The organism is Curtobacterium sp. UNCCL17 (assembly GCF_000686685.1).
Lineage (GTDB): Bacteria > Actinomycetota > Actinomycetes > Actinomycetales > Microbacteriaceae > Curtobacterium > Curtobacterium flaccumfaciens.
In genome coordinates, this window is the sequence record NZ_KK366003.1 from 24,363 (window position 1) to 51,240 (window position 26,878).

The window sequence follows — 26,878 nt, forward strand, 5'->3', positions numbered from 1 at the left end:
CAGGAGGCGCGGTGCCAGCTGGCACCGCGCCTCCTGTCCGTCACGGGGTTCCGCTCAGCTGCTGCGGACGTCGTCCGCCGCACCCTGCGCGTTGTCCTTGACGTCGGACGCGGCCCCCTGTGCCTCGCCCTTGACCGCCTGCGCGGCGTCCTGCGCGGTCCCCTTGAGGTCCTGCGCGTGCTCCTTCGCCACGTCGCCGAGCTGCGAGCCGACGTCCTTCGCCTGCTCCTTGACCTCGTCGACGAGCGGTGCAGCCTTGTCCTTCAGCTCACCGGCGAGCTCCTCTTCCTTCTCGGTCGTCGGCAGGAGCGACGACACCAGCCAACCGGCACCGAACGCGATGAGGCCGACGGCCAGGGGGTTGCCCTTCGCCTTCTCGACGCCCTTCTGCGCGACGTCCTTCGCCTGGCCGGTCGCACCCGAGGCGGAACCGGAGGCGCTCGAGCGGGCCGACTGGGCCGCGCCCATCACGGACTCGCGGACGTCCTGGAACCGGCCCTTCACCTTCTCGCTCTGGCGGTGGGCGATGGACGACGGGCTGACCTTGTCGGCGAGGGCGTCGACGTCGGAGCCGAGTTCGCCGCGGGTGCGCTCGATGTCGGCGCGGATCTCGTCTGGGGTGCTCATGGCTTCCTCCCGGTGTTGGGCTTGAGTGTCTCGGGGACTTCCTTGGCGGTCTCGACAGTCTGCGGGGCGCCCTTGATCTCCTTGATCTCCTTGCGCCCGCGGACGGCCAGGATCGCGGCGACGATCGCGTACACGACCGCGATGATCAGGGCGGACCAGGCGTTGCCGATCAGGTAACCGAGGCCCCACCACGCGGCGATCGACAGGAACAGCAGGGCGAACACTGCGGTGAGTCCGGCGCCGCCGAACATCCCGCCCGCCTTGCCGGCCTTCTTCGCGGAGTCGGTCAGCTCGGCCTTCGCGAGGGCGACCTCCTGCCGGAACAGGCTGGAGAGGTCGCGCGACACGTCGGACAGCAGCTCACCGAGCGGTGTGGTCGCAGCGCGCTCCTCGGGCGTCGGTTCGCCCAGGGGTGTCGCGCCGGGGACGGACTGGCTCATACGCCGCTCCCCGATCCGGTCGTGCCGTCGCCGGCCTCCTTCTCGTGCTTGACCTCGGTCGCGAGCGCCTTGGTCAGGCGGCCGGCCAGCAGGCCCGCGCCCGCGGCGATCGCGATGAAGGTGCCGGGGCGCTTCGCGGCGAAGGTCTTCACCTCGTCGAGCAGCGAGCCCGGGTCGCGGTTCTCGAGGAACCCGGCGGCGGAGGTCGCGCGGCCCGACAGGTCGCGGACGACCTTCGAGGCCACACCCTGCTCGTCGTCGTTCTCGGCCATGCGCCCGAGCTGCTCACCGAGGGAGCGGAGTCCGCCGGCAGCGCGCTGCTGCTGCTCGCCGGCCTGCTGCTTGAGGCTCTCGGACGCCTGGCCGTAGAGCTGCTTGGCGTGGTCGGTCGCCTCGGAGGCGACCTTCGACGCCTGCTCCTTGGCGGTGCCCGCGACGTTCGCGGCCTTCTCCTTGGCGTCGCCGGCGACGTCCTGCGCGGCACCCTTCGCCGCATCGGCCTTGCCGGAGCCGCTGCCATCGCCGCTGGAGCTGCCAGCGCCGCTGGAGCTGCTGACGCTGCCGGCGGACGCGGCGGACGGGACGGCGGGGAGCTGCTCGTCGGCCGGGACGGCGTCGAGGGGCGCGTCGAACGGCACCTCGGCGGCGCTGTCGCCGTACGGGTCGTCGGTCCGGGGCGCACCGGGGTCGGTGGGTCGCGCGGCGGGGGTACCGCTGGCGTACGACGGCACGCTCACGCCGGGGGCGACCTCGTGCCCCTCGGAGGCTGCGGTGCGGTCGTGGATGGGCGTCCCGGAGTCGTTCCCGGGTGGGTTCGTGGTCATGGTCGGCCTTCCGGTTGTCGTCGTCCCCGGCGTGCACCGGGGGCGTTTCGCAACGAACCTGCGCCGTGCCCTCTTGGGCCTGTCCCAGGATCACCGGGAAACGCGGTCCGGCAATCCGCACAGGCGACAGTCGGTTGGATCGACGGGTGCCCCGTGTCTCGGTCGTGATCCCTGTGCGGGACGATGCCGTGCACCTGCGCCGGTGCCTCGCCGCCCTCGCGGCCCAGACCCGGCCGGCCGACGAGGTCGTCGTGGTCGACAACGGCAGCACCGACGACAGCGCGGCGATCGCCCGGGACGCCGGCGCGGTCGTGGTCACCGAGCCGGTGCGCGGGATCGCCCGGGCCTCGGCGCGCGGCTACGACCGGGCGTCCGGCGACGTCGTCGTGCGGCTCGATGCCGACTCCGTCCCACCGCCGTCCTGGATCGCCGACGCCGTCCGCCTGCTCGCCGACCCCGAGGTCGTCGCGGTCACCGGTCCGGGCCGGCCCCGGAACGGCGGCCCCGTGGTGCGCCGACTGTGGGATGCCGTGTACATGGGCCCGTACTTCGTGCTGATGTGGAGTGCACTCGGACACCCACCGTTGTTCGGGTCCGCCATGGCGATGCGCCGGTCGACCTGGGCCGCGGTCGGGGGGCGAGCGCACCGGGACGACGCCGAGGTGCACGACGACGTCGACCTGAGCATGCAGCTCGACCCGGCCTGGCGGGTGGTGGCCGACCCCGTGCTCACGGTGCAGGTGTCCGCGCGACCGTTGTCGGGCCTCCCGTCCGTCTGGGTGCGGACGCGACGCGCCTTCCACACGTTCCGCGTGAACGGCCGGCGGGCCAACCCGGTGCGACGGTGGGCACGACGGCTGCGATCGCGGTCGCGGTCGCAGCGGTGGTGGCGAAGCCGCTGACGACGGCTCCGGTCAGCCGGTCACCGAGCGGGCCGCGACCGCACGTGCGCCCGCTCGCCCTGCGGCCCGTACAGGCACAGCACCTCGGTGACGGAGTCGGTCACGTTGCCCATCCAGTGCGGGGTGTGGGTGTCGAACTCGGCGACCTCTCCGGGACCCAGGTCGAGGTCGTGCTCCCCCAGCACCAGCCGGAGCCGTCCGGACAGCACGTAGAGCCACTCGTAGCCCTCGTGCGTCTTGAGCGACGGTTCCCCACCCGGGGTGTTCGGCGGGAACAGCTGCTTGAACGAGCGCACCCCGCCGGTCCGCTTCGTCAGCGGCACGACCACGCGGCCGCCGTGCACCTCGGGCTTCATGTGCACGCGCGGGTCGCCGGTCTGCGGTGCGCCGACCAGGTCGTCGAGGGGCACCTGGTACGCCCGCGCGAGGGGCAGCAGCAGTTCGAGTGTGGGCTTCCGCTGGCCGGACTCGAGCCGCGACAGGGTGCTCACCGAGATCCCCGTCTGCTCGGACAGTGCTGCGAGCGTGACGTCGCGGTGGGCGCGCAGCGCGCGGAGTCGGGGGCCGACTCCGTCGACGACGTCGGCCGTCGTGCGCGCGACCGGTCCCGTGGTGCTGTGTGCCATGCGGGCCATGTTGCCACATCGGCAAACTTCATTGCCGTTCACTCGTGACCGGCCGCATGATCAGCGCATGCTTGAACACTTCGACGTCATCGTCATCGGCGGCTCGGCCGCCGGCCTCTCCGCCGCCCTGATCCTCGGCCGTTCGCGGCGCTCGGTGCTCGTCGTCGACTCCGGCGAGCCCCGCAACGCTCCGGCGGCCGGCGCACACAACTACCTCGGACACGAGGGCGTCGCGCCCGCCGAGCTGATCCGCATCGGTCGTGACGAGGTCGCCGCCTACGGCATCCAGGTCACGGCCGGGAGGGTCGTGGCCACGTCCGCCACGACCGGTGACGGTCACGACCCGGTCGGCTTCTCGGTCACGCTGGACTCCGGCGCGGTCGTCACGGCCCGCAGACTGGTCGTCGCCTCCGGCGCCGTGGACGTCCTGCCCGAGGTCCCGGGCCTGGCCGAACAGTGGGGGCGCGGGGTCGTGCACTGCCCGTTCTGCCACGGCTGGGAGGTCCGCGACCAGCGGATCGGGGTCCTCGTCACGACGCCGAACGCCGCACACCACGCGCTCATGTTCCGGGCGCTGAGCGATCGGGTGACCGCGTTCCTGACCGATCCAGCACTGATGGACGACACCGCCCTGGCGGGTTTGGCCGCTCGCGGCATCTCGGTGGTTCAGGGCCCGGTCGCCGCCGTGGTCTCCGAGGGTGACCGGCTGACCGGGGTCCGGCGCGGCGACGGTTCCTTCGTCGAGCTCGATGCCCTGGCCACGGCGAGCCGGCCCGAGGCGCGGGTGGACTTCCTGTCCGGGCTCGGCCTCGCCGCCACCGACCAGTTCATGGGCGACCACCGCTTCGCGACGGCGCTGACCGTGGACGCTGCCGGGCAGACCGCCGTGCGCGGGGTGTCCGCGGCCGGCAACGTGACGGCCCCGATGGCGACGGTCATCGCGTCGGCAGCTGCCGGCACCCAGGTGGGTGCAGCGGTGCACGGCGACCTGGTGCAGGCCGACCTGGCCGCGGCGCTGGCCGGGGTCGGCGCGGGCGCTGTTTCGGGCGCTGTTTCGGGCTGAGCGACAGTTCGCGGGGCCGGTCGGGCGTGCAGTGTCGGTGAGCGCGAAACTCGGCGTGGGTCAGTCGACGCGGTAGCCGGCCTGTGCAGCCAGCAGCGGTGCGAGCGTGTACAGCTGGTCGGCGCCGATCGTGGCTCCGCGGAACCCCTCGAGCCGCTCGACCCGATCGAGGTCCGCTCCCCGCAGGTCCACGTGCTCGATGCGGGTGTTCGACCCCTCGGCGGCGCGGATGCTGCTGCCGTCGAACGACACCCGCAGCAGCTTCGCGTCGGCGATGTCGAGCTCGTCGATGACGCAGTCGCGGAACACGACGTCGGTGATCGTCGAGCCGCGCAGGTTCACGAACCCGAACTTCATGCCGACGAACTCGACGCCGTTCAGTCCGGAGTCGTACAGCTCCGCCGAGCCGACCCGACCACCGGAGACCCGGACCTCGCGCCACGAGCTGCTCGACGCCCGCAGGATCGGGGCGTCGAGCGAGTCGATGACCGAGTCACGGACCCGGAGCCCACGGAAGTCCGCATCGTCGCCCCGGAACGTATCGATGACACACTCCTCGATCTCCAGGTCGGGCAGCCGCTCGCCGGCCAGGTCGAGGACGTCGATGCGCTTGCCCTCGAGGCGGTCCCCCGTCAGGACGTCACCGGGAGCTGGCGCCCAGTCCTCGAGGTTCGTCGGTTCGGTCAGGGTGATGCGCGGGGCGTCGGTGCCGGAGGAGCGTGCCATGCCCCCAGTCTGGCGGTGACCGCCGACCCTGCGGGTCACGACCGCGGTCGGGTGAGGACGCTGTCCAGCCGGTAGTCCTTCGCCGGACCACGTGCCTCCCACCGCACCGTCCAGCGGTCTTCGTCGCCGTCGAAGGCACCCGTGTAGTCGTCCGGAGCGCAGGCGTGGGCGACGCTCGTGCCCCAGACCCAGTCGTGGAAGACCCGACCGTCGGAGAAGTGCACGGTCCAGCCGCCGTCGGGACCCCGCCGGAGGAGGAGGGTCCGGGACACCGGGGTGGACCGGCCGTCGAAGATCATCACGCCGGACTCGTCCCAGCGCACCTCGTCGTCGCCGACCCGGGTCAGGGTGGTGGTCCCGGTGACGGTCCCCGCGGCCCCGGTGCGGTGGTCGTGCACGGCGCGGTGGAGTTCCCACACCCCGAGCAGGTCCGTCGGCAGCAGCACCGGACCAGGCTAACGGCGCAGGGCCTCGGCCCGCGCGGCTCGGCGCTCGTCGTCGGTGATGACACCGCGGGCGTGCAGCTCGTCGAGTTCGAGGAGCCGCTGCTCCGGCGAGGTCCGACGGGCACCGTGGGGGCGCCGACTGCGGACGACCGCGATGCACACGGCGACGATGACCACGATGACGACGAGCGCCATCAGCAGGGTCCAGACGAGGTCGTAGACCGGCGGGATCAGGGGGTTGCGGACGTCTTCGGAGGCGATCATCGTCCGCGCAGGGCCTCGGCTCGGGCGCTGCGGTGCTCCTCGTCGGAGATCACACCGCGCGCGTGCAGGTCGTCGAGTTCGGCGAGGCGCTGCTCGAGCGGCTTGTCCGGAGCGAACGTGCGGCTCTGCATCGCCTGGTACGCGATGTCCTCCTGCATGGTGAGCGGGTTCTGACCACGGTCGGCCATCCGCTTGCCCCGGTAGAGCGAGAGGATGACGATCGTCAGGGTCGTGAGGATCATCAGCGCCGCGACGACCCCGAACGCGATGCCGAACCAGCCGCCGAACAGGTCGGACATCCCCGACTCCCCCGGCCCCTCGAGCTCACTGAACGCGGACCAACTGAGCACCATCGCACTCCCCCTTCTCACAACGACGAGCGAAGCGTAGCGCGAGACGGGGAACACGAGCGGGCGTTCCTTCCCAGAACGCCCGCGATGGAATGTGGAACCGGGCGTACCTGGTCAGAACTTCCGACCCGGTACGCCCGGGAGCACCCGGTACGCCCGAAAGCACCCAGGCAGCGCCGACCCCGGCCAGCCGCAGCCCGCTCAGCCGCGGAGCGGCCCGGACCCCGGAACGTTCGCACCGTCCGCGAACCCGGCCACGAGTGCACGCAACGCTTCTTCGGAGGTGTGCCGGGCCTCCCATCCGAGCACCGACCGGGCACGGTCGGTCCGCATGATCGGCACCCCGGCCGCGATGTCGATCCACCCGGCGTCCGTCGGCTGCAACCGCAGCCGCCACGTGACCGTCACGATCCCGCGCAGCAACCGCAGCGGGATCCGCACGGCACCGAGCATGCCGAAGGCGCGGGCCAGTCTCGGCGGGTTGAGCACGGGCGACGCGGCGATGTTGAACGCCCCGGATGCCCGTCGGTCGACCGCGCGCCAGTAGGCGTCCGCGACGTCGTCGGCGTGCACGGCCTGGAACACGAACGGGTACGGCAGCGGCAGCACGAGCCAGCGGATCCACCGCACGATCGACATCGGCACGAGGTGTCCGAGGAACAGCCCCCGGATCTCGGCGGCGGCGTCCCGCTGGAAGATCAGCCCCGGGCGCAGCCGGGTGACGGTCACGGAGGGGTGTTCGGCCTCGAACGCGTCCATCGCCGCTTCGTTGGCGGCCTTGTGGATCGAGTACGTCGCCGTCGGGATGCCGTCGGCGGGCCAGCTCTCGTCCACGGGGGTGTGCTTGCCGTCGACGTCCACCCCGCGGTAGGCGCCGACCGAGGACGCGACGACGACCTGAGGCACCTCGGCGCGCGCGACGGCAGCCAGGACGTTCGCCGTGCCGGTCACGTTCGTGCGGTGCTGCGCGGGGATGTCGTGCGTCGGCTGGAGGGCCCACGCCAGGTGGATGACGGCGTCGGCGCCCTGGAACACGGCCGTGAGCTGGTCCACGGCGTCCGCGGCACCGACGTCGACCGCGTGCCAGACGGCGGCGGCGTACGGCTCCGCGCGGAGGTCCGGCAGCCGCCGGGCGACGCCGACGATCTGGACGCCGGCGGCGTGACGGCCGGTGTCGCCGGCGGCGTGACGGCCGCTGTCACCGTCGCCGTCGGCGCGCACGGCCGCGAGCCGACGGAGCACCGCCGTCCCCACGTTGCCGGTCGCGCCGACGACGACGACGCGCATCAGGCTGCGGCCATCGCTGGGTCGAGCACGACCTTGACGCAGTTGTCCTGCTTCTTCTGGAAGACCTCGTACATGCGCGGGGCCTCCTCGAGCGAGACGCGGTGGGTGGTCAGGTCGAGCGTGCCGAGCGGGTCCGACGGGTCGGAGACGAGCGGCATGATGTCGTCGATCCAACGCTTCACGTTGCACTGGCCCTCGCGGATGGTGATCTGCTTGTCGAACAGCGTCATCATCGGCATCGGGTCGGCCATGCCGCCGTAGACACCGCTCAGCGAGACGGTGCCACCGCGGCGGACCAGGTCGATCGCCGCGTGCACGGCGGCCAGCCGGTCGACACCGGCGGTCTCGATCGCCTTCTGCGCGAGCTTGTCGGGCAGCAGGCCGGCGGCACGCTGTGCGAAGCCCGCCATCGGGTTGCCGTGGGCCTCCATGCCGACGGCGTCGACGACCCCGTCGGGGCCGCGCCCGTCGGTCAGGTCGACGAGCTCGGGCACCAGGTCCTTCGTCAGGTCGAACACCTCGGCGCCGTGCTTCGCCCCGAGGTCACGGCGGACCTGCTCGGGGTCGACGGCGAGCACGCGGTAGCCGAGGTGCTTGCCGATGCGGGCGGCGAACTGGCCGACCGGGCCGAGGCCGAGCACGGCGAGCGTGCCGCCCTCGGGCACCTGGGCGTACTGCACGGCCTGCCACGCGGTCGGCAGGATGTCGCTCAGGAACAGCCAGCGGTCGTCGGGGGTGCCGTCGTCCGGAACGACGATGGGGCCGTAGTCGGCGTGCGGCACGCGCAGGTACTCGGCCTGGCCACCGGGGACCTGGCCGTACATCTTGGTGTAGCCGAACAGCGAGGCACCGGTGCCGTACTCGGTCACCTGGGTGGTCTCGCACTGCGACTGCAGGCCGTGCTGGCACATCCAGCAGTGGCCGCAGGAGATGTTGAAGGGGATGACGACCCGGTCGCCGACCTTCAGGTTCGTGACGCCGGATCCGACCTCTTCCACGATGCCCATCGGCTCGTGGCCGAGGACGTCGCCGCGGTCGATGTACGGGCCGAGCACGCGGTACAGGTGCAGGTCGGACCCGCAGATCGCCGTGGAGGTGATCCGCACGATCGCGTCGGTCGGCTCCTGGATGGTCGGGTCGGGGACGGTCTCGACGGACACCTTCTCGGTGCCCTGGTAGGTCAGTGCGCGCACGTTGCGTTCCTCTCGTGGTCGCTTCGAGCCGGCCTGGAGGCACGACTCGCGTTCCCCTCCTCGGTACGCGCCCGCCCCGTGGACGCTCCCAGCCCCGCGTCCCCCTCGCGCACGTCGGCGCGGGTGGGCAGCCGTGGCCGCGACCTCAGGCGAGGACGGCCGTGAGGACCCGCTCGTGCTCGTCGCGACCGCCCGGTCCGGCGCTGCCGGCGAGCATGATGAGCGCCTTCCACAGCGCCCATCCCCGTGCACGCGCCCACGTGTCGTCGTCCAGGTCGACGGCCTGTCGGAACATCCGTCGCGCCGGGCCGTCCAGCATCGTCCACGCGAGCACGAGGTCGCACGCCGGGTCCCCCACGCCGCACGTGCCGAAGTCGATCACCGCGCACAGCCGCCCGGTGTCGTCGACGAGCAGGTTGCCCGGGGCGACGTCGCCGTGGAACCAGACGGCCGGCGCCTCCCACCGGCTGGCGAGGGCCTCGGCCCAGACCGCTTCGCACGCGCCGCGGTCGACGACGGAGCCGCTGCCGCTGGCGAGCGTGTCGAGCGTGTCGAGCGCCGCCCGCACCTCGGCGTCGTACACGGACGGGTGCTCCCCGCGGTGGAACGAGTGCGCGCCGGCGGTGGGACCGCCCGTCGCCGGGATGCTCCGGAGCTGCCGGAGCACCGCACCGACCTCGGCCGCGAAGCGCTCGTGGTCGAGGTCGAGGTCTTCGACCTGCACGGCCGGCACCCCGTCGAGCCACCGCCGCACCGACCACGGGAACGGGAATCCCTGGCCCGGTTCCCCGAGCGCCACGGGTTCCGGCACGGCGACGTCCAGCCGCCGGGCGAGGTACGGCAGGACGTCCTGCTCCTTCTCGACCGCGGGCACGTAGCCGGCCGCGCTCGGCAGTCGCACCGACAGGGCGTCCCCGAGCCGGTAGGTGCGGTTGTCCCAGCCCTGGTGGTCGACCTCGTGCACGGGCAGGTCGGCCCAGTCGGGGAACTGCTCCGCGACGAGTCGTTCGACGAGTCCGGCGTCGATCCGGGGCACCTCGGTGTGCATGCCCGCAGCCTAGGCGTCGGACCGGGCCGGCGGTGGGGCCGGTGCGCGCGGGCGGCCAGCGGCGGGGCGGACTCGCACCGGGCCTCCCGGCCGTCGCCTCAGGCGGGTTCTGCCAGGGCGAGCAAGGCGTCGCGCGCGACCGCGAGCTCCCGCTCGTCCAGGTAGGGCGGCATGCCGACCGCGGCCGCGAGGCCCTCGGCCGCGTGCCGGACCACCAGTGCGCGGTCCTCGGGCAGGCCGTCGCGTGCGAACAGCGTCCGCCAGTGCTCGGCGTCGGCGGCGACGGCCGCGGCGATCCCCGGGACGGCCATCAGACCGGGCCAGTGCGACGACGGTGCGAACAGGTCCATCGCCTGCTCGCTGCCGCCGCAGAGCGTCCGGACGTAGGCGCGGAGGACCTTGCCCGGTCGGTTCTCGGCGAGGTCCACGTGCTGCATGACCTCGTCCGTGAACGCGGCCAACCCGTGCTCGACGACCGCGAGCAGGAGTTCGTCCTTCGACGGGAAGTGGTGCAGCAGCCCGCTCTTCGAGACGCCGGCTTCGGTCGCGATCTCGGCGACGCTCACCCGCGTACCGCGCTCGGCGAGCAATCGGCGTGCGGACTCGAGCACGGCCTGCCGCGTGCGCTCGCGGTCGCGGGAGCCGTCGGTGCCGGTGCCGGGGCCCGTGCTGCGGTCAGTGGTCATGCGGTCCATCCTGCCGGTTCGGGATGACCCGGAGCGCGACCACGGCGGCGACCGCGAGCAGCACCGCGGCGCAGACGGAGGCGAGTTGCATGCCACCGGTGAACGCCTCACGGGCGTGCTCGAGCACCGGCGACCCCGGTTGCAGTACCTGGCTCGCCGACGCCAGCGACTCCCGGACCCGGTCCGCGACCCCCGCACCCAGGCTGTCGCCCGTGAGGTCGAGGTTCGACCGGTAGAACGCGGTCTGCAGCGACCCGAGCACCGCGATGCCGAGCGCGACGCCGAGCTCGTACCCGGTCTCCGAGATCGCCGAGGCGGCGCCCGCACGCTCCCGCGGAGCCGCGGCGACGACCGCGTCCGTCGCCAGCGTCATCGACACCCCGACGCCGAGGCCGACCACGGCGAGCGCGATGGCGATCCCCCAGTACGTCGGCAGCCCCTCGGCGAAGGCGAGTCCGGCCATGCCGACCGCGGCGACCGCCAGCCCGAGGCCGATGGAGCGACCGGGGCCGACGCGACGGGAGAGCAGGCCGATCACGGCGATGACCGCGATGGACGCCAGGGTGGCCGGCAGCTCCGCGGCTCCGGCGAGCAGCGGGGTGAACCCGCGCACCAGCTGCAGGTACTGCGAGAAGAAGAACAGCAGACCGCTCAGCGCGAAGACGGACAGCGAGTTCGCGACCACCGCACCGGAGAACGCCGGGATCCGGAACAGCTGCAGGTCGATGAGCGGCGTGGTCAGGCGCTTCTGCCGCCGGACGAACCACCAGCCCGACGCGAGCCCGAGCAACGCGGTCGCCGGCACCGTCCAGTCGAACCCGTGCCCGGCGACGTGCTTCACGGCGTAGACCAGCGGCACGATCGCGAGCACCGAGAGCACCGCGGAGAGCAGGTCGATCGGGGTCCGGGCGCCGCCGCGGGACTCCGGCAGCAGGAACGCCCCGGCGACGACGATCACCGCGATGACGGGGATGTTGATGAGGAACACCGACCCCCACCAGAAGTGTTCCAGCAGCGCCCCGCCGACGAGTGGTCCGGCCGCGGCACCACCGGTCGCGCCCGCGGACCACACCGCGATGGCTGTGGTGCGCTGCCGCGGGTCGCGGAAGATCGTGCGCACCAGCGACAGCGTCGAGGGCATCAGGGTGGCGCCGGCGACGCCGAGGAGTGCCCGTGCGGCGATGAGCAGCTCCGGGCTCGAGGCGAAGGCCGCAGCGGCCGATGCCAGTCCGAACGCGACGGAGCCGACGAGCAGCAGGCGCTTCCGACCGATCCGATCGGCGACGTTGCCCATCGTGACGAGCAACCCGGCGAGTGCGAACGAGTAGACGTCGCCGATCCAGAGCACCTGGGTCGCGGTCGGGTCGAGGTCGGCGGTCAGGGACGGCACCGCCAGGGCCAGCACGGTGCCGTCGATCGCCAGGAGCACCACGGCCAGGGTGAGGACGCCGAGGGACGCCCACTCACGGACGGAGGCGCGGTGGGTCGGGGTGGTGCTGGTCGTGGTCATCGGTCGACCGTAACCGACCATTTGGTCGGTTGGGCAGACTGCACAGTCGGTTCACAGCACAGCACAGCGCCGCTCGGTCAGCCCCGCAGCCGGTCACGCTCCCCTGGCGGCAGGTGCTCGGTGGCCGTCCGGCGGGCGGCCGGGCTGAGGAACCGGCCGCTCTGCTCGAGGAACGCCACGAGTGCCGGCTCGGACGCCCGCTTCCCCGTCTCGCGCAGGACGAGACCGAGCGCCGACTGCACCGTCTCGCTGCGCTCCCGAACCAGGCGCCCGGCGATCCCGAGCGGCACCTCGGCGTCGCCCTGCTTCGCGAACGCCAGGGTCGCCACGACCGCGATCCGGCGGACCATCGCGACGTCGGACTTCGCCAGCGCGAACAGCGGGCCGGTCGAGGCGCCCACCAACGGGGCGCCGACGAGTTCCTCGGCGGCCAGGTCGACGAGCACCGGGTCCTCGAACCGCTCGGCCTTCGCCGCGGACAGGTACTCGTCGGTGAGCTCCGGGTCCGGGTGCGCCCGCATCGCCTGCACGAGCAGCAGGACGGCGACGAGCTTCGCGCCGTCGTCCTCGCTCCAGAGCAGCGCCGAGCGCTCCCCCTCGTCGAGGTCGTGGAACTGCCGCGCGACCCGGCGGGCCGCAGCGACGTCGCCGGTGGTGCGGGCGAACGCCGCCAGCACGGCTTCCGCGTCGCGCGCTGCCGGGAGGCCCGTCACGCGACCTCCCCGTCGCTCGCGTCGTTCTGTGGTGCCCTCCGACGCCCGCGGCTGAGCACGATGACCGCGACGACCACCAGGAACGCCGCGAACAGCCAGGTGCCGACCTGCGGGTCGACCAGGCGCGCCAGCACGGCGCCACCCGGCGAGCAGACGGCGGCGGTGATGCCGACCGTCAGCCCGACCCGCAGGTCGACCGCGCGACGCCGCAGGTTCGCGACCGTCCCGGACACCGACGTCGGCACCATCGTGAGGAGCGACGTGCCCTTCGCCAGCAGGTCGCCGGCGCCGAGCACGACCTCGAGCCCCGGCACGATGACGACCCCGCCGCCGACCCCGACGAGCCCGGACAGCACCCCCGACAGCAGCCCGAGCAGCAGCAGGACGATCGCCTCGACGACCCCGAAGTGCACCTCGCCGCCGCGGGTCGGCACCGTGGTGAACAGCGACACCAGCACGACGGCGATGAACCCGACGAAGATCCAGGGCAGCACGCGGAGCGGCAGGGCACGGAGCAGCCGGGCACCGATCGGCGCGCCGATGACGCTGCCGACCGCCAGGGTCAGGGCCGCCAGCCAGTGCACCTCGCCCTGCACGGCGTAGGTGACCGCACCGACGACGGCGGCGGGGGCGATCGCCACGAGCGACGTGGCCGAGGCCCGACGCTGGTCCATCTGTGCGAAGGCCATGAGCGCCGGTACCACGATGACCCCACCGCCGACGCCGAACAGCCCGGACAGGACCCCCGCCAGGACCCCGATCGCCACCAACACGAGCACCGTTCCGCCGCGCTTCCTCATCCTGCCCAGGCTATCCGCGCCGCGGGCGTGCTCTCGCACGGTGCGAGGTGGCCCGCACTTGGAGTGCAGGAATGGTCGGCTGCCCGAAGGCGACCCGACCATTTCTGCTCACGAAGCGAACGTCATCTCGCGAATCGCGGCGTCAGGAGCAGTAGTCGGCCACCGGCTCGCTCGTGCCGCTCACGAAGACGGTCGCCACGCGGCCGCTCCCCTCGCCGACCTGGAACACGATGTACCGCTCGCCGGACCGAACCGCCCAGAACGTGTCACGGGTACCACCCGCCGCGTCCGTCCGGGTCTGGACCAGGTCCGGGTAGGCGCCCCTGACCTCGGCGAGGGTGCTGCCCAGACCGACCCCCTCGAGCGTCTTCGGGCCGACCTGCTGGCCCGGTGCGGCGTCCTGCCCCTGCTGGATGACGACCGTACCGACCGTGCCGCCGGCGACGACCTCGACGACACGCTCGCCGCCGGGTCCGTCCCAGATCCTGGAGTTCGTGTTCGGGCAACCGAACGGGTAGATCACGGTCCCCTTGTCGTCGATCAGGGGCGGCGCAGGCGAGAACGCAGCTCGCAGTGCGGCGTCGTCGGACCCGGCGGGGCTGCCGAGCGTCGCCGGTCCGACGGCATCCGCCGAGATCGTCCACGTCGACCAGTCCGTCGCCGAGTACGGCGGGGCGGTCGGCGTGGGCGTGGGCGTCGGGGTCGGTTCACCGACGACCGGCGCCGACGACGGCGTGACGGTCTGGCTCGGCTGGCTGGTGGCGCTCGGCGTGGGCTCGGGCTCGGTGGGCGACGTCGGGATGAGTCCGAGCGCGACGCCACCACCCGCCGTCCCCACGGCGAGCAGGGCGATGACGGTGATGATGATGCCGGTGCGACGTCCACGGCGCTTCCGCGGTTCGGCCCGCTCGAGCACGTTCTGCTTCATCGAGACGAGCATGCGCTGCAGGTCGTCTCCGATCGGGGGCTCGGAGTTCATCGCTGCACCTCCTTCGTCGCTCTGGACCCCCGCCGTGGCGTGGGTCCCGACGGGCGGAGTCCGAGGTGCTGCGCGGCTTCCGACCACGTCCGCCCCTCGACGAGACAGAGCTCGACGAGTCGTCGGTCGGTCTCGGGGAGGGCGAGCAGGTCGTCCTCAACCCAGCGCAACGGCGCAGCGCCGCCGCCGTCCGCATCACTCGTCCGGGCGTGGGATCGGCAGACGGCCAGGAGCCAGGGCAGCAGCAGACCGGTGGGCAGGTACAAGCCGTCGGCGTGCTGCCAGAGCGACAGGAACGACTCCTGCACGACGCGCTCGACGTCGGTCGGCGTCGCGGACACCGCCCACGCGTAGCGCGTCAGCACCGGGGCGAACCGGTCGAACGCGGTCGCCAGTGCGCTACGGTCCCCGGCGACCATCCGGCGCACGAGGTGTGAGTCATCGTTCGTCACAGCACTCCCTTCACTTCAGGAGTGTCGCGAGTTCGGCGATCCTGACAGCCGAAGCGCTCGGTTCGGTCGCATCACCGGAAGTGCAGCACCGAGAGCGGGTCGATGAGCGAGCCGGCCTGGCGCACCTCGACGTGCACGTGGGCCCCGGTGGACTGCCCGGTGTTGCCGGACTTGCCCACCTCGTTGCCCTTCGACACGATCTGCCCCTGCTTCACGCCGATCTTGCTGAGGTGCGCGGTGAGGACGGTGGTGTTGCCGTACGTGACGACGACGTAGTTGCCGTAGGACGCGTGGTTCGCGACGGTGGTGGTGACCGTCCCGGTCCCCGAGGCGTACACGGGCGTCCCGCTCCCCACGGGCGAGTCGGTGCCCTGGTGGTAGCGCGGGACGTGTCCGACGCCGCGGTCGTCACCGTACCGGCCGGAGATCTTGGTGCTGGCGACCGGCCACAGCAGCCCGGTCACGGGGCGGGTCGACCACGCCCGGGTGTCGGACTTGCCGTAGAGCACGACGTTGCCGTCGACCTGCACGAGGAGCCGTCCGCCGCCGGCACGACTCGTGGCACTCGACCAGAGCCACTTGTCCGCGGCCGAGTAGACGGCGAAGTTGCCGTCGGCCTGCACCGAGGCGTAGGCCCCGGCGTTCCCGGCGGTCTTCGTCGCCCAGACCTGCTTGCCGTTCACGACCTGTGCGAGCACTCCGTCGGCGCGCATGGCGAGGGTCCGGGCGTTGGTGCGGTCGGACCGCAGGACCGTCCCCGGCAGGATGAGGTTCCCCGCGGCGACGCTGTCCTGGTACGTGGGGAACTCGACGACGCTCTTGTTGGCCGTGTTGATCATGCGCATCGTGCCGTCCGGTCGGACCCCGAAGTTCCGGCCGACGTGCCCGGCGCCGCCCCAGAGCGCGATCCGCACGTTGTTGTGCACGATGGCGAGCGTGCCGTTCGCCCGGATCTGCGCGAAGGCCCCGGACTTGCCGGACGTGTTCGACGCCCAGAGCACCTTGCGACCGATGCCGTACTCGACGAGGTTGCCGTCGCCCTGCATGACGAGCTGGAACTGCCCGTTGTTCGAGGTCACCGAGTCGCCCGGCCAGAGCGTCTTGCCCGCGGCGACGGTGCCCGTGTAGACGATCGGAGCGGCGGCGGCCGGGGTGGCGGTGCTCACCAGCCCCGTCGCGACGGCGGCGAGCGCGACGAGCGCTGCGACGACCCGAGCGCGGACTGGGCGGAGGCGAGCCGAAGACGACGAAGTGCGGCGCATGAGTTCCCTGAGCTGGGACCGCAGGGAGGCGGTCCAGGTGGCGGACGCGCCCCTGCGCGACCGTTCAGCGGCACGTCGGTTACGCGCCGCCGAACGATGGTCACCTTTTCCGGGGGGAGAAACAACCCCCTTGACGCGGTGGGGACAACCCCAGTTCCGGGGGTACGCGGCGGGGCAGGAGCCGGAGGCGGCAGGCTGCGGCAGCGCTCACCCGGGTGCCGGGACGCCGGGAGCGCGCAAGATGGTGGCATGCCGACGCCGAACCCCGCCTTCGTCCCGCCCGCAGCGCAGACCACCCGTCCGGACCTGCAGGGCACGTTCGGGATGGCGGCCTCGACCCACTGGATCGCGACGGCCACGGCCCAGTCGGTGCTCGAGCGTGGCGGCAACGCCTTCGACGCGGCCGTTGCCGGTGCCTTCGTCCTGCAGGTCGTGGAGCCCCACCTGAACGGCCCCGGCGGTGACCTGACGGCGGTCTTCGCGACGGCCGTGAACCCCGTGCCGACGGTGCTGGTCGGTCAGGGCCCTGCCCCCGAGGGCGCGACCCCGGAGCACTACCGCGCCGAGGGCCTCGACCTGGTCCCCGGCTCCGGCGCGCTGGCCGCCACCGTCCCCGGTGCGGTGGACGCGTGGCTGCTCCTGCTCCGCGACCACGGCACCTGGGAGCTGGCCGACGTCCTCGCCCCCGCGATCGGGTACGCCCGCGACGGCCACCCGGTCGCACCTGCGGTGGTCCGGACGATCACCGCCGTGCGCGAGCTGTTCGAGCAGCACTGGCCCACCTCCGCCACGCAGTGGCTGCCGGGAGGCACGGTGCCGGTCCCCGGGGACCTGGTGCGCAACGAGGCACTCGCTGCAGTGCTCGACCGGCTGGTCGACGCAGGCGCGGGTGCCGGCAGCCGGACCGGCCGCATCGATGCGGCCCGGTCCGAGTGGGCGGAGGGGTTCGTCGCCGAGGCGATCGACCGGTTCGTCCGCGAACCGCACCGGCACGCGTCGGGCACCGACCACGCGGGGGTGATCCGGGCGTCCGACCTGGCGGCGTTCCGCGCGTCGTACGAACCCGCGACGACCGCCGAGTTCCGAGGCTGCACGATCGCCAAGACCGGGCCGTGGGGCCAGGGGCCGGCGCTGCTCCAGACCCTGCGGCTGCTGGAACCGCTCGACGACGCCCTGCTCGACCCGTCGACCGAGCTCGGCGCGCACACGATCGTCGAGGCGCAGAAGCTCGCCCTCGCCGACCGTGAGGCGTTCTACGGCGACGGCGAGGTCCCGATGGACGTCCTGCTCTCCGACGCCTACGCCGACGAGCGCCGTGCGCTGATCGGCGAGCGGGCTTCGGCGGAGCTCCGCCCCGGAACGATCGCCGGGATCGAGCACGCGCTGCCGCCGGTCCGGACCTCGTACGACTCCTCCGGTTCGGTCGGCGTGGGCGAACCGACCGTGCAGGTCGCCCGCGACACCGAAGCCGACACCGAGGTCCCGCCGGCCGCTCCCCTCGAGGACCGCGGCGAGCCGTTCGTGACCGCCGACGGCGAGACCCGCGGCGACACGTGCCACATCGACGTCGTGGACCGCTGGGGCAACATCGTCAGTGCGACCCCGTCCGGTGGCTGGCTGCAGTCGTCACCGACGATCCCCGAGCTCGGGTTCTGCCTCGGCACCCGCCTGCAGATGACCTGGCTCGAACCGGACACCGCCTCGACCCTGCGGCCCGGCGAGCGCCCCCGCACCACGCTGACCCCGACCCTGGTGCTCCGCGACGGGCAGCCGGTCGCCGCACTCGGTTCCCCCGGCGGTGACCAGCAGGACCAGTGGCAGCTGCTGTTCCTGCTGCGCTGGATCGTCGGCGGGTACTCCCCGCAGCAGGCCATCGACGCGCCGGCGCTGCACACCACGTCGTTCCCGGGGTCGTTCTGGCCGCGCACGTGGGAGCCCGCGGGCCTGGTCGTCGAGGACCGCCTGGGGGACGAGGTCATCGCGGCACTCGAGGCCCGCGGACACGTCGTGACCCGCGGCGGTGACTGGAGCCTCGGCCGGCTGTCGTGCGTCACCCGCGACCCGGAGACCGGGATCCTCGGTGCCGCCGCGAACCCTCGGGGCGCGCAGGGCTACGCCGCGGGACGCTAAAGCGTCGGGACGACCACCGCGCGGCCCGAGAGCTCCCCGGCCTCGAGCTTCCGGTACGCCTCGAGTGCGTCGGACAGCGCGTACCGCTCGACGTCGGGGACGATCTGGCCGGCGCGGTACATCGCGACGACCTCGTGCAGGTCCTCGATCGTGCCCCAGTAGGTGTTCGTGATCGTCGACTCGTACGGCGTCGCGAAGAAGTTCCACTCGGTCGTGCCACCGGCGATCCCGACGACGGTGAACCGCCCGCCGACCGCCATCGACGCCTGCGCGACCTTGATCGTGGGGGTGGCACCGACGAAGTCGAAGGCCGCGTCGACGCCGCGTCCGCCGGTGATCTCGCGGATGCGCTCGGCCTGGTCCGGGCCGCCGGGGACGGTGATCGCGCCACGGGCGGCGGCGCGGTCCATCGCGTCCTGCTTCATGTCGGTCGCGATGACCGTGGCGCCGGTGAGCGCCGTCAGGATCTGCACGGCGATCTGCCCGAGGCCACCGAGCCCGACGACGAGCGCGAAGCGACCGCCACCTGCCAGGTTCGGCAGGGAGTTCTTGATCGCGTGGTACGGCGTGAGCGCGGCGTCGCTGAGCGGTGCGGCGGCGATCGGGTCGGCGTCACCGAGCGGCACGAGGTTCCGCGCCGGGACGCTCACGTACTCCGCCATGCCACCGTCGCGCCCGAGGCCGATGCCCATGTACGGGTTCGTCGCGGCGTTCTCGCAGTACGTGTCCTGCCCCTTCGAGCAGTACGAGCAGTGCCCGCAGCCGACCGGCCCGTAGACCAGGTAGGCGTCGCCCTCGGCGAAGCCGGTGACCCCGTCGCCGACGGCCTCGACCCAGCCGGAGTTCTCGTGGCCGAGCACGAACGCGGGTGCCTGGGCTCCCGGCTGCCCCTGCTGGAACTCCCGGTACACGGCGACGTCCGAGTGGCAGGCGCCGGCGCCGGCGACCTTGAGCAGGACCTCACCGGGCCCGGGTGTGGGCTTCGGGACCTCGGTCAGGGACGGGAAGGTCTGGTACTGCTCGAACACGACGGCGCGCATGGGGTTCTCCTTTGATCGCCCTTCACGCTACACCTGTCGTCGAGGACGACATGTGTCGTCCAGTCGCCTCGAGACCACGCCGTCCGGCGAACAGTCCGCGGTCGAACCGTGCTCCACCAGGACGCGACGACCGCGCCACCATGACACCCAGCACGACCGCACCGAGCGGCCCGGTGAACACGAGGAGCAGGATCCACAGCCCGGTGTGGTCCCGGTCGTGCAGTCGCCGCACGAGCAGCGACCACCGGGGCACGATGGTCACGATCGTCGGGACGAGGATCGCCAGGTCCCACGCGTCCGGCCAGACGTCCCGCCCACCGCTGCCCCAGCCGAACCACGCCCCCTGCCCGCGGTCGACCAGGTGGAACGAGACCCGCGGCGACGGGAGTGCTCCGAACGGGTCGACGTACAGTTCCCACCGCCCTCCGGTCCCGTGCGTGCCGACGACCCAGAGTGCAGCCCCGGCCAGCGCGAGCTCAAGCGCGATCACCCACCAGAACTCCGAACGACTCGCCCGCCCGTGGAACCGCCACCCCTGGGTCCAGAACCGGAGCCAGGCGACCACCGGGTTCGTCACGTCGGCCGGACCCTGCTCGAGCACGGCCCCACGGAACCCCGTCACGCTGCTGTCCCCCATGTGCCAGATCGTAGGGCAGACCTGCGTCTTCGCCGTGAGCCCGTTGCGAGAACGATCGTTCTCCGATTAACTCAGGAGCGGTGGTCCCGTTCGGGGCCGCTCCCCCACACGAAAGGAGCGGGCATGCCCACTCGCACCGCACGCACCGCCTGGAACGGCGGCCTCGAGGACGGTTCCGGCCAGGTCGAACTCTCGAGCTCGAAGGTCGGCACGTACGACGTCTCGTTCCCGAAGCGCACCGCCGAGGACGCCGGGGGCACCACGAGCCCCGAGGAGCTCATCGCCGCCGCACACTCGGCCTGCTACGCCATGCAGTTCTCCGCCGTCCTCGGCGAGGCCGGCGGCACGGTCGAGGCCCTCGACGTCAAGGCCGACGTCTCGCTCGGCCCGGACCCGGCCGGCGGCTTCCGTCTCACCGGCATCGTCCTGACCGTCAGCGGCGAGGTCTCCGGCATCGACGAGGCGGCCTTCCTCAAGGCCGCCGAGGACGCCAAGGCGACCTGCCCCGTGAGCAAGGCGCTGACCGGCGTCGAGATCACGCTGCACGCGACCTTCGAGCAGTAGGCGCGGAACGCAGGAACCGTCACCACCTGACGGACGGGAGGCCCGTGGCGACCCCGCCACGGGCCTCCAGTCCGTCGTCCACCTACGCTGGGTGCCGTGCCCCGATTCCTCGCCACCCCGACCCTCGTCGCCCTCTGGCTCGGCCTGCTGGCCGTCGTCGTCGGGATCGTGTTCGTGCTGACGGCTCCGATGTCCACGTTCGGCTTCGCCGCCTTCGCCCCGCTGTCCGACTACGCGTTCGTCGCCAATGGCCCACCGTGGCAGCTGACCGCCGGACCGGTCCTCGTGCTGGTGGGCGCGGTCGTCGCGGCCTTCGCCCTCGGTCGTCTCAGTACGCGCCGCCGGGGCTGATCCGGACGCGTCCAGCGGACGTCCGGACTCGGCCGCCGTCGACTGGCACCATGGCGTGATGGCCGAGCAGCACCCCCCGGGCCCGCACAAGCCGGGCCGCCCGCCCCGGCCACGCCGCCGCAGTCTGGCGCAGCACGACCTGCGCGACGCACGGGCCCGCCTGCGCGGGACGATCTACGAGCACGTCGAGCCCGACGCCAAGGGGCGTGACCAGTACACGGCGACCCAGATCGTCGACTTCTGCCTCGACCTGGCCGAGGTCATGCTCGCCTCCGGTGCCGACACCCGCAGCGTCGAGACGGCCGTCGTCGCGGTCTCGACGAAGTGGAACCTCGCACCGCTCGACCTGGACTTCTCCGGCAGCTCGGTGACGATCCAGTACGCCCCGGCCGACGTCCCGCCGCTCGTCAAGGTCCGGACCGTGCGCTCGGACGGCTCCGACCTCGACAAGCTCGCGCGGGCGAACCAGATCGTCGACGACCTGATCCACGACGACCGTGACATGACCTCGGCGGTGAACGCCCTGGTCGCCGTGCTGCGGCTCCCGCCTCGGTGGCCGATGTGGCTGTCCGACGTCGGCCTGTCGATCCTCGGCATCTCGATCGCCGTGCAGGCCGGAGGTGGCTGGCGTGCCGGACTCGGGGCGTTCGTGCTGATGCTCGGGATCATCGTCTCCGGACGCTGGCTGACCGACCGGGGGTACCCGCAGTTCTTCGTGTCCGGAGCGCAGGGCGCGGTGGCGTCGGCGATCGGCACCCTGGCCATCTGGGCCGGCGTGCTCAACGCGAACGGTGCCGCGACGATGGTGGCGGCGCTCGTGGTGCTCCTGCTGCCGCACCCGTCCCTGGTGACCTGGGCGCAGGACGCCATCTCGGGGTTCCGGGCGATGGCCGTGGCCCGGGCGTTCTACATCGGGCTGGTCATCGCGGCGATCGTGGTCGGGGTGCCGGCCGGGATCGCGATGACGCACTGGCTGCAGATCGAGGTCGACCCGTCCGGCATCGTGACGCAGACCCTGCCGCTCTGGGCGTCGCTGTCGCTGACCGTGGTGTCGGCGGGCGCGAACTGCTTCGTTCAGCAGGCGAGCGCCCGGGTGATCCCCGTCGCCGTGGTGTTCTCCGTCGCCGCCGGTGCCGCGCTGTGGGCACTGCGGCAGGCCGGGCTGCCGCTCCTCGGGGCGACGTTCCTGGCGGCGGTGCTGCTCGGGGTGCTCTCGACCTACGCGGCCGTCCGGATGCGCACGGCCGTGGCGGCGATCGCGGTGCCGGCGTTCTGCGGGGCGCTCCTGCCCGGTGTCGCCGTGTCGAACGCCCTGCTGAACTTCATGTCGGGGTCGTCGAGCGCCGCGCTCGACTTCGTGGCGGCGGTGTCCGTGGCACTCGGGATCGGCGCAGGCCTGGTGCTCGGCGGGCTCTTCGCGACGCCCGGTGCCCGTCGAGCGCTCCGCCGGACGCGTCGGGTCGTCGTGCACTCGGTCCACAACGACACCACGGCGCTCCGCGTCATCCGTGACACCGGGTACGACCCCGGCGACGGGTCGGTGCCCCGCGGGTCGCGCTCCGGCGGCACTTCCTGAGCTGCGCTTCGTGAGCTGCGCTTCGTGAGCAGCGCTTCGTGAGCAGAAGAGGTCGAGTGCGACGCACGCACCCGACCGCTTCTGCTCACCGAGTGGGCGCGCCGCGCTCAACCGGCGTCGGACACCGCGCTCGACACCGCGGTCGGGGCGTCGTACTCGCCGTCCGGGATCGCGCGGAGCGCCTCGAGGACGTCGTCCGGAGCGCCCTCCTGCTCGGCCGTCGAGACCACGTCGTCCTTGGACGCCGGGTAGTCGATGCCGCTCAGGTACTTCTGGACCTGGATGGGGTTCGGTGCTGCCATGTCGGTTCCTTCCGTCAGGTTGCGCCTCCCGGAGTACCCGCGGGGCGCTGCACGACGGCGCGGGGAACGCGCTCCGCGGACGAACCGCCGGTCAGATCTCCCAGCTGCCCGAGTCGTCGTCGTCCCACATCGCCAGACGGCGGGCGGCCTGCGGCTCGTACCGCTCCATCCAGCCACGCTCGAGCCGGGCGACCGCGCGGTCGAACGCAGCCACCAGGTCGAGCTCGGCGCGCAGCAGGGCCTGCAGCTGCAGCCCCTCGTACAGGGCGATGAGCTGCTCGGCGCCGCGGCGGGGGTCCATCGTGTGCGGGGCACGGCCGATCGCGACGTCGTGCTCCAGGCCGCGCTTGATCTGCGCGAAGAAGAGCTGGTACCGCGACCGCAGGTAGGTCGCCATCGGGTGCGCGGGGTTGCCCGCGACGGACAGCAGGGCGACGAGCAGGCGCATCAGGGCCGGGTCCTCGGCGTTCGAGGCGACGATCGCGCGGAGCAGGTCCACGGTCGAGCCGTCACCGACCTCGTGCGTGACCTCGTCCATCCGGGCGCCGTTCCAGCGGTCGAGCGCGGCGAGGACCAGGCCGTCCCACGACGGGAAGTGCTGCTCCAGCTCGGCGACGCTGATGCCCATCCGCTCGGCGACCTGCACGGGCCGGGCTTCGTGGAAGGGGACGTCCCGGAGCAGGTCGACGGTGGCACCCACGATCGTGATCCGCAGGTGCAGCGTGGCCGCCGCGGCCGCAGCGGCCTGCGTGTCGGCGCTGGTGTGTTCGAGCATCGTGCCCTCCGTCGTCCCCGGACGTCCTGTCCGTGTCACCCCGGGTCCGGGGCACCTCCATCCAAACGCAGAACGGGGGACACCAGAATCCCCGGTACGGGTGTCGGCACAAGGGGGGACAGACCACGGCGTCGAGCCGGTTCGCGGCCGTCCGTGCGACCATGCCGGCATGACCCCGAACGACCCCACTGCCCAGGGACTCGCGACCATGGCCTCGACCGGCTTCGAGTTCGGCGGCGACCCCGATCAGGTGGCGCACGACGTCCGAGCCATGTGGGAACAGCTCGGCCGTCCCGCAGGTGCGTTCGAGGCGGCGGCGCGAGCCATCGCCGTGCTGCCCCAGCGCCCCGAGGTGCCGATCGCCGACCAGGCCCGCCGTCGCGCCTTCGAGCAGGCGATCGGCATCAACCCCGTCGAGGTCGAGCTGGCCGCCGCGATGTCGGCACGCGAGCTCCTCGAGCGGATGGCTCGCTCCGTCAGCTGCTGAGGCCACGACCCGGATCCGGAGCGGACCCGGCGACGCGACCAGGAGCCGTCGACGCGACCAGGAGCCGTCGACCCGACCACACGGACGACGGGAGGCGCGGCACCCACCGGCACCGCGCCTCCCGTCAGGTCCCCGTCAGGGGCAGGAGCCCTACGGCGTCGGCATCCCGCCGTCGACGTGCAGCGTCTCGCCCACGACGTACGACGACTCACCGCTCGCCAGGAACACGTAGGCCGGCGCGAGCTCGGCGGGCTGCCCCCAGCGACCCAGGTAGGTCTGCTCGCCCGCGCTCGGCAGCGCCTCCGGCGGCTGGCCACCGGCCGGCTGCAACGGCGTCCAGATCGGGCCGGGGGCGACCGCGTTGACACGGATCCCCTTCGGCGCCAGCTGCGCCGCCAGGCCCTTCGCCAGGTTGTTCACGGTCGCCTTCGTGGCCGCGTAGTGCACCAGGTGCGGCGACGGGGCGTACGCCTGGATCGACGTCGTGTTGATGATCGTGGAGCCGGGCTGCAGGTGCGGCACGGCGGCCTTCGTGATGCGGAACGTCGCGTAGGCGTTCGTCTTGAAGGTCTCGTCGAACTCCTCGTCGGAGATCTTGGTGATGTCGTCGACGTTCTGCTGCTTGCCGGCGTTGTTCACCAGGATGTCGAGGCCACCGAGCTGCTCGACTGCGTCGGCCACGAGCTGCTCGCAGACCTCGAGCGAGGTGATGTCACCCGGCAGCGCCACGGCCTTGCGACCGGCGGCCTCGATGAGCCCGACGATGCGGTCGGCGTCCTCCTGCTCCTCGGGCAGGTACGAGATCGCGACGTCCGCACCCTCGCGGGCGTAGGCGATGGCGACGGCGGCACCGATGCCGGAGTCGCCACCGGTGACGAGCGCCTTGCGGCCGGTCAGACGACCCGAGCCGCGGTAGGTGTCCTCACCGTGGTCGGCGGGGACGTTCTGCGCCATCTCCGCGTCGGTGCCGGCGCCCTCGAGGTACTGCTCGTCGGGCTTCTTGTCGGCGTACATCTTCGTGGGGTCCTGCATCACGTACTGGTCAGGCCCGGTCTGGTCGTTCTGCTGGTCCGTCATGTCGCCGACGGTACGCAGGGGGTCGCTGCGGGCCGTCCAGGAGGCTGTCCCCCGTTGCGCGGAGCGGCCTGCGCCCGCCGGCCGCCCCGTGCCAGGGCCGCAGGTGCGTGATCCTCGTTTGTCACGGTCCGGTGACGGGCAGGCTCCGATTCGGTAACACCTGTCGTTCTGTCCCGGTCGAGGCCCTACCGTCGAACGGTGACTCCTCGGACCCTGCTGGCGCTCGGCGCCGCCGTGCTGGCCTTCTCGGCCGGTGCGCTCGCGTTCGACGGCACCACCGGGCTCGGGGCGGACGTCGCCGTGGCCGCCGAGACCTCGCACGACGCCGCTCCGGTGCACGTGACGAAGGCGGAACTCCGCCGGGTGGACTCGATCGAGCTCGACGCCGAAGCCCTGGTGCTCCGGAACGGCGACGACACCGTGGTGAAGTCCTCGATGCGCGACTCCGGACTCACCGTGAGCGTGCTGAACCGCCTGCTCGGCACTCCCTCGCGGACACAGACGGCCGAGGGCGACGGCGGGGCGTGCTTCCCCGCCAGCACCACCTACACCTGGGGCGGCGCCCTCCGCGTGGCTGCCCTGCGCTCCGACGCCCGAGCGGGCAACGCCGTCGAGGTCCGGATCCTGCGTGACTCGGTGCGCAGCCGCTCGGGTGCCCGGATCGAGTTGACCGGCCCCGACGGCGTCCAGGTGGGCGACGACCTGGACGAGCAGATCGCCGACGCACCCCGGTCGCACCGGGTGTCCTACGGCTCCGACGACTCCCGCGCCTGGCAGCTCCTGCTGCGGCAGGGCTGGGACGCGGCGCCCGCGACGGACGACGACGCCCAGGACGCCACGGACACCGGCACGAACGGGGTGTCCGCACTGACGAACGACACGACGGTCACGGTGATCGGGTCCCCGATGCCCGTCCACGCACGCCGGAGTTGCTGACGCGGGTCAGACGCGCAGGGTCGCCACCACCGGGAAGTGGTCGCTGGCGAACCAGGTCTCCGGGCCGTCGTGGTCGATCACGACGCGGTCCACGCCGCTGACGCCGCGGGTGAGCACCCAGTCGATCCGTTCCCCGGAGTCGACCGGCGGCTGCCAGTCGTTGAACGTCGCGGTCCGGTCGGACGGATCCCCCGCGGTCAGCCAGGCATCGGCGAACCCGGCCTCCGAGAGCACCCTCGACGCGGTGCCGCTCCCCGCGGGCTCGTTGCAGTCGCCGGCGAAGACGACCGGACCGGTCTCCCCGGCGAGCCGTTCCACGATCAGGGCGGCGCTCCGGCCCCGGACCTCGTCACCGTGGGGTCCGGGCTCGTGGTCGAGGTGGGTGGTGAGCAGGGTGAACGCGGGCCCCTCGGCGTCGAGGAACCGGGCGTGGTTCGCGATCCGCGGGTACAGGCTGCCCCAGGTGTTCGAGACCGGCTCGTCCGGGGTGTCCGACAGCCAGAACGATCCCTCGTCCGACGGGCGGAACCGGTCGCGGCGGTAGAAGACGGCCGCGTGCTCCCCGGCGTCGCCGCCCTCGCGCCCCTGCCCGACGTCGGCGTGGTCGGGCAGCCCGCCGCGCAGGTCGTCCATCTGGTGCCCGAACGCCTCCTGCACGCAGAGCAGGTCGGGGTCGTGCCGGCGGATCACGTCGAGCACGACCGGCAGGCGGGCCGGCCAGTCGTGCGCGGGGTCCGGGTTCTTGATGTTGTAGGTCATCAGGACGATCGGGCGTGCGGCGCTGGTCACTCCACGAACCTACCGA

General features: G+C 72.6%; 32 protein-coding genes. 8 read left to right on the top strand and 24 right to left on the bottom strand.

The annotated features are described in order from the left end of the window. Nucleotides 1-54 precede the first annotated feature (54 nt). Genes BR70_RS0117855 through BR70_RS21735 form a run of 3 tightly spaced genes read right to left on the bottom strand, consistent with a single transcriptional unit; the run spans nt 55 to nt 1,891 of the window. The gene (locus BR70_RS0117855) at nt 55-627 is read right to left on the bottom strand and encodes a DUF3618 domain-containing protein (RefSeq protein ID WP_027467152.1); all 573 of its coding nucleotides are present in this window, start codon (nt 625-627) and stop codon (nt 55-57) included. Next, entirely contained in the window at nt 624-1,067 is a 444-nt protein-coding gene (locus BR70_RS0117860) for a phage holin family protein (RefSeq protein ID WP_051597109.1), read from the bottom strand. The genes BR70_RS0117855 and BR70_RS0117860 overlap by 4 nt, the downstream gene beginning before the upstream one ends. Then, nucleotides 1,064-1,891, bottom strand: coding sequence for a hypothetical protein (locus BR70_RS21735; RefSeq protein WP_051597110.1), 828 nt, complete (start codon nt 1,889-1,891; stop codon nt 1,064-1,066). Before BR70_RS21735 ends, BR70_RS0117860 begins: the two co-directional genes overlap by 4 nt. A gap of 146 nt (nt 1,892-2,037) precedes the next feature. On the opposite strand from BR70_RS21735, the gene BR70_RS21740 reads away from it, so the two are divergent. Further along, nucleotides 2,038-2,793, top strand: a complete 756-nt coding sequence (locus BR70_RS21740; protein ID WP_051597111.1) for a glycosyltransferase family 2 protein — start codon at nt 2,038-2,040, stop codon at nt 2,791-2,793. A 20-nt stretch (nt 2,794-2,813) separates the two neighbouring features. Here BR70_RS21740 and BR70_RS0117875 read toward each other — a convergent pair whose 3' ends face one another. After that, nucleotides 2,814-3,419 carry a helix-turn-helix domain-containing protein gene (locus tag BR70_RS0117875; protein ID WP_027467154.1) on the bottom strand — a complete coding sequence of 202 codons (606 nt, stop codon included), beginning with the start codon at nt 3,417-3,419 and terminating at the stop codon, nt 2,814-2,816. Between the two features lie 67 nt (nt 3,420-3,486). Between BR70_RS0117875 and BR70_RS0117880 the strand changes: the two genes are divergently transcribed. Then, nucleotides 3,487-4,482 (top strand): NAD(P)/FAD-dependent oxidoreductase, encoded by a 996-nt coding sequence (locus tag BR70_RS0117880; protein ID WP_027467155.1) that lies wholly within the window; start codon nt 3,487-3,489, stop codon nt 4,480-4,482. Between the two features lie 60 nt (nt 4,483-4,542). Here the strand turns inward: BR70_RS0117880 and BR70_RS21745 are convergent, their stop codons facing one another. From BR70_RS21745 to BR70_RS22650, 14 genes are all read right to left on the bottom strand, one after another. Continuing rightward, on the bottom strand, nt 4,543-5,208 hold the full coding sequence (locus BR70_RS21745; protein WP_051597112.1) for a pentapeptide repeat-containing protein: 666 nt from the start codon (nt 5,206-5,208) through the stop codon (nt 4,543-4,545). A gap of 35 nt (nt 5,209-5,243) precedes the next feature. Beyond that, a complete protein-coding gene (locus BR70_RS0117890) occupies nt 5,244-5,654 on the bottom strand; it encodes a DUF6314 family protein (RefSeq protein ID WP_035809641.1) in 411 nt (136 codons plus the stop codon). Nucleotides 5,655-5,663: 9 nt separating this feature from the next. Further along, a complete protein-coding gene (locus BR70_RS0117895) occupies nt 5,664-5,918 on the bottom strand; it encodes a hypothetical protein (RefSeq protein WP_027467157.1) in 255 nt (84 codons plus the stop codon). Further along, nucleotides 5,915-6,271, bottom strand: coding sequence for an SHOCT domain-containing protein (locus BR70_RS0117900; RefSeq protein WP_027467158.1), 357 nt, complete (start codon nt 6,269-6,271; stop codon nt 5,915-5,917). Before BR70_RS0117900 ends, BR70_RS0117895 begins: the two co-directional genes overlap by 4 nt. Before the next feature lie 198 nt (nt 6,272-6,469). After that, complete coding sequence (locus tag BR70_RS0117905) at nt 6,470-7,555, bottom strand: NAD-dependent epimerase/dehydratase family protein (RefSeq protein WP_027467159.1); 1,086 nt, start codon at nt 7,553-7,555, stop codon at nt 6,470-6,472. Beyond that, a complete protein-coding gene (locus BR70_RS0117910; RefSeq protein ID WP_027467160.1) occupies nt 7,555-8,748 on the bottom strand; it encodes a zinc-dependent alcohol dehydrogenase in 1,194 nt (397 codons plus the stop codon). Before BR70_RS0117910 ends, BR70_RS0117905 begins: the two co-directional genes overlap by 1 nt. A gap of 145 nt (nt 8,749-8,893) precedes the next feature. Continuing rightward, entirely contained in the window at nt 8,894-9,796 is a 903-nt protein-coding gene (locus BR70_RS0117915; RefSeq protein WP_027467161.1) for an aminoglycoside phosphotransferase family protein, read from the bottom strand. A gap of 98 nt (nt 9,797-9,894) precedes the next feature. After that, nucleotides 9,895-10,482 (bottom strand): TetR/AcrR family transcriptional regulator, encoded by a 588-nt coding sequence (locus BR70_RS21750; RefSeq protein ID WP_051597141.1) that lies wholly within the window; start codon nt 10,480-10,482, stop codon nt 9,895-9,897. Continuing rightward, nucleotides 10,472-11,992: an MFS transporter gene (locus tag BR70_RS0117925; RefSeq protein WP_027467162.1), complete on the bottom strand. Its 1,521-nt coding sequence runs from the start codon at nt 11,990-11,992 to the stop codon at nt 10,472-10,474. Before BR70_RS0117925 ends, BR70_RS21750 begins: the two co-directional genes overlap by 11 nt. A gap of 77 nt (nt 11,993-12,069) precedes the next feature. Continuing rightward, nucleotides 12,070-12,705, bottom strand: a complete 636-nt coding sequence (locus tag BR70_RS21755; RefSeq protein WP_051597113.1) for a DNA alkylation repair protein — start codon at nt 12,703-12,705, stop codon at nt 12,070-12,072. Further along, nucleotides 12,702-13,505: a sulfite exporter TauE/SafE family protein gene (locus tag BR70_RS0117935; RefSeq protein ID WP_035809644.1), complete on the bottom strand. Its 804-nt coding sequence runs from the start codon at nt 13,503-13,505 to the stop codon at nt 12,702-12,704. Before BR70_RS0117935 ends, BR70_RS21755 begins: the two co-directional genes overlap by 4 nt. Before the next feature lie 142 nt (nt 13,506-13,647). Beyond that, entirely contained in the window at nt 13,648-14,484 is an 837-nt protein-coding gene (locus BR70_RS0117940) for a hypothetical protein (protein ID WP_027467164.1), read from the bottom strand. After that, entirely contained in the window at nt 14,481-14,936 is a 456-nt protein-coding gene (locus tag BR70_RS0117945; RefSeq protein WP_155896955.1) for an RNA polymerase sigma factor, read from the bottom strand. Before BR70_RS0117945 ends, BR70_RS0117940 begins: the two co-directional genes overlap by 4 nt. Nucleotides 14,937-15,007: 71 nt before the next feature. Continuing rightward, on the bottom strand, nt 15,008-16,198 hold the full coding sequence (locus tag BR70_RS22650; protein ID WP_027467166.1) for a peptidoglycan DD-metalloendopeptidase family protein: 1,191 nt from the start codon (nt 16,196-16,198) through the stop codon (nt 15,008-15,010). 324 nt (nt 16,199-16,522) lie between these two features. Here BR70_RS22650 and BR70_RS0117955 point away from each other — a divergent pair, with 324 nt between their 5' ends. Continuing rightward, nucleotides 16,523-18,328: a gamma-glutamyltransferase family protein gene (locus BR70_RS0117955; protein WP_197019682.1), complete on the top strand. Its 1,806-nt coding sequence runs from the start codon at nt 16,523-16,525 to the stop codon at nt 18,326-18,328. On the opposite strand, the gene BR70_RS0117960 is transcribed toward BR70_RS0117955, so the two are convergent. Continuing rightward, nucleotides 18,325-19,368, bottom strand: coding sequence for an NAD(P)-dependent alcohol dehydrogenase (locus BR70_RS0117960; protein ID WP_027467168.1), 1,044 nt, complete (start codon nt 19,366-19,368; stop codon nt 18,325-18,327). The two genes, BR70_RS0117955 and BR70_RS0117960, sit on opposite strands and share 4 nt — an antisense overlap. 22 nt (nt 19,369-19,390) lie before the next feature. Beyond that, nucleotides 19,391-20,005, bottom strand: a complete 615-nt coding sequence (locus BR70_RS0117965) for a DUF805 domain-containing protein (protein ID WP_027467169.1) — start codon at nt 20,003-20,005, stop codon at nt 19,391-19,393. A 123-nt stretch (nt 20,006-20,128) separates the two neighbouring features. Here BR70_RS0117965 and BR70_RS0117970 point away from each other — a divergent pair, with 123 nt between their 5' ends. The 3 genes from BR70_RS0117970 (at nt 20,129) to BR70_RS21765 (ending at nt 22,496) form a co-directional block, all read left to right on the top strand. Further along, entirely contained in the window at nt 20,129-20,569 is a 441-nt protein-coding gene (locus tag BR70_RS0117970; RefSeq protein WP_027467170.1) for an OsmC family peroxiredoxin, read from the top strand. A gap of 96 nt (nt 20,570-20,665) precedes the next feature. Next, nucleotides 20,666-20,920: a hypothetical protein gene (locus BR70_RS0117975; protein WP_027467171.1), complete on the top strand. Its 255-nt coding sequence runs from the start codon at nt 20,666-20,668 to the stop codon at nt 20,918-20,920. Between the two features lie 58 nt (nt 20,921-20,978). Next, complete coding sequence (locus tag BR70_RS21765) at nt 20,979-22,496, top strand: threonine/serine exporter family protein (protein ID WP_035809647.1); 1,518 nt, start codon at nt 20,979-20,981, stop codon at nt 22,494-22,496. Between the two features lie 107 nt (nt 22,497-22,603). On the opposite strand, the gene BR70_RS0117985 is transcribed toward BR70_RS21765, so the two are convergent. Further along, on the bottom strand, nt 22,604-22,798 hold the full coding sequence (locus BR70_RS0117985; protein ID WP_027467172.1) for a DUF2795 domain-containing protein: 195 nt from the start codon (nt 22,796-22,798) through the stop codon (nt 22,604-22,606). A 91-nt stretch (nt 22,799-22,889) separates the two neighbouring features. Continuing rightward, nucleotides 22,890-23,573, bottom strand: a complete 684-nt coding sequence (locus tag BR70_RS0117990; RefSeq protein WP_027467173.1) for a TetR/AcrR family transcriptional regulator — start codon at nt 23,571-23,573, stop codon at nt 22,890-22,892. Between the two features lie 169 nt (nt 23,574-23,742). Here BR70_RS0117990 and BR70_RS0117995 point away from each other — a divergent pair, with 169 nt between their 5' ends. Then, nucleotides 23,743-24,060 carry a hypothetical protein gene (locus BR70_RS0117995; protein ID WP_027467174.1) on the top strand — a complete coding sequence of 106 codons (318 nt, stop codon included), beginning with the start codon at nt 23,743-23,745 and terminating at the stop codon, nt 24,058-24,060. Nucleotides 24,061-24,210: 150 nt separating this feature from the next. On the opposite strand, the gene BR70_RS0118000 is transcribed toward BR70_RS0117995, so the two are convergent. Then, complete coding sequence (locus BR70_RS0118000; RefSeq protein WP_027467175.1) at nt 24,211-25,137, bottom strand: SDR family oxidoreductase; 927 nt, start codon at nt 25,135-25,137, stop codon at nt 24,211-24,213. Nucleotides 25,138-25,335: 198 nt separating this feature from the next. Here BR70_RS0118000 and BR70_RS0118005 point away from each other — a divergent pair, with 198 nt between their 5' ends. Beyond that, nucleotides 25,336-26,073 (top strand): hypothetical protein, encoded by a 738-nt coding sequence (locus BR70_RS0118005; protein ID WP_027467176.1) that lies wholly within the window; start codon nt 25,336-25,338, stop codon nt 26,071-26,073. Nucleotides 26,074-26,079: 6 nt separating this feature from the next. On the opposite strand, the gene BR70_RS21770 is transcribed toward BR70_RS0118005, so the two are convergent. Further along, on the bottom strand, nt 26,080-26,862 hold the full coding sequence (locus tag BR70_RS21770) for an endonuclease/exonuclease/phosphatase family protein (RefSeq protein ID WP_051597114.1): 783 nt from the start codon (nt 26,860-26,862) through the stop codon (nt 26,080-26,082). Nucleotides 26,863-26,878 lie beyond the last annotated feature (16 nt).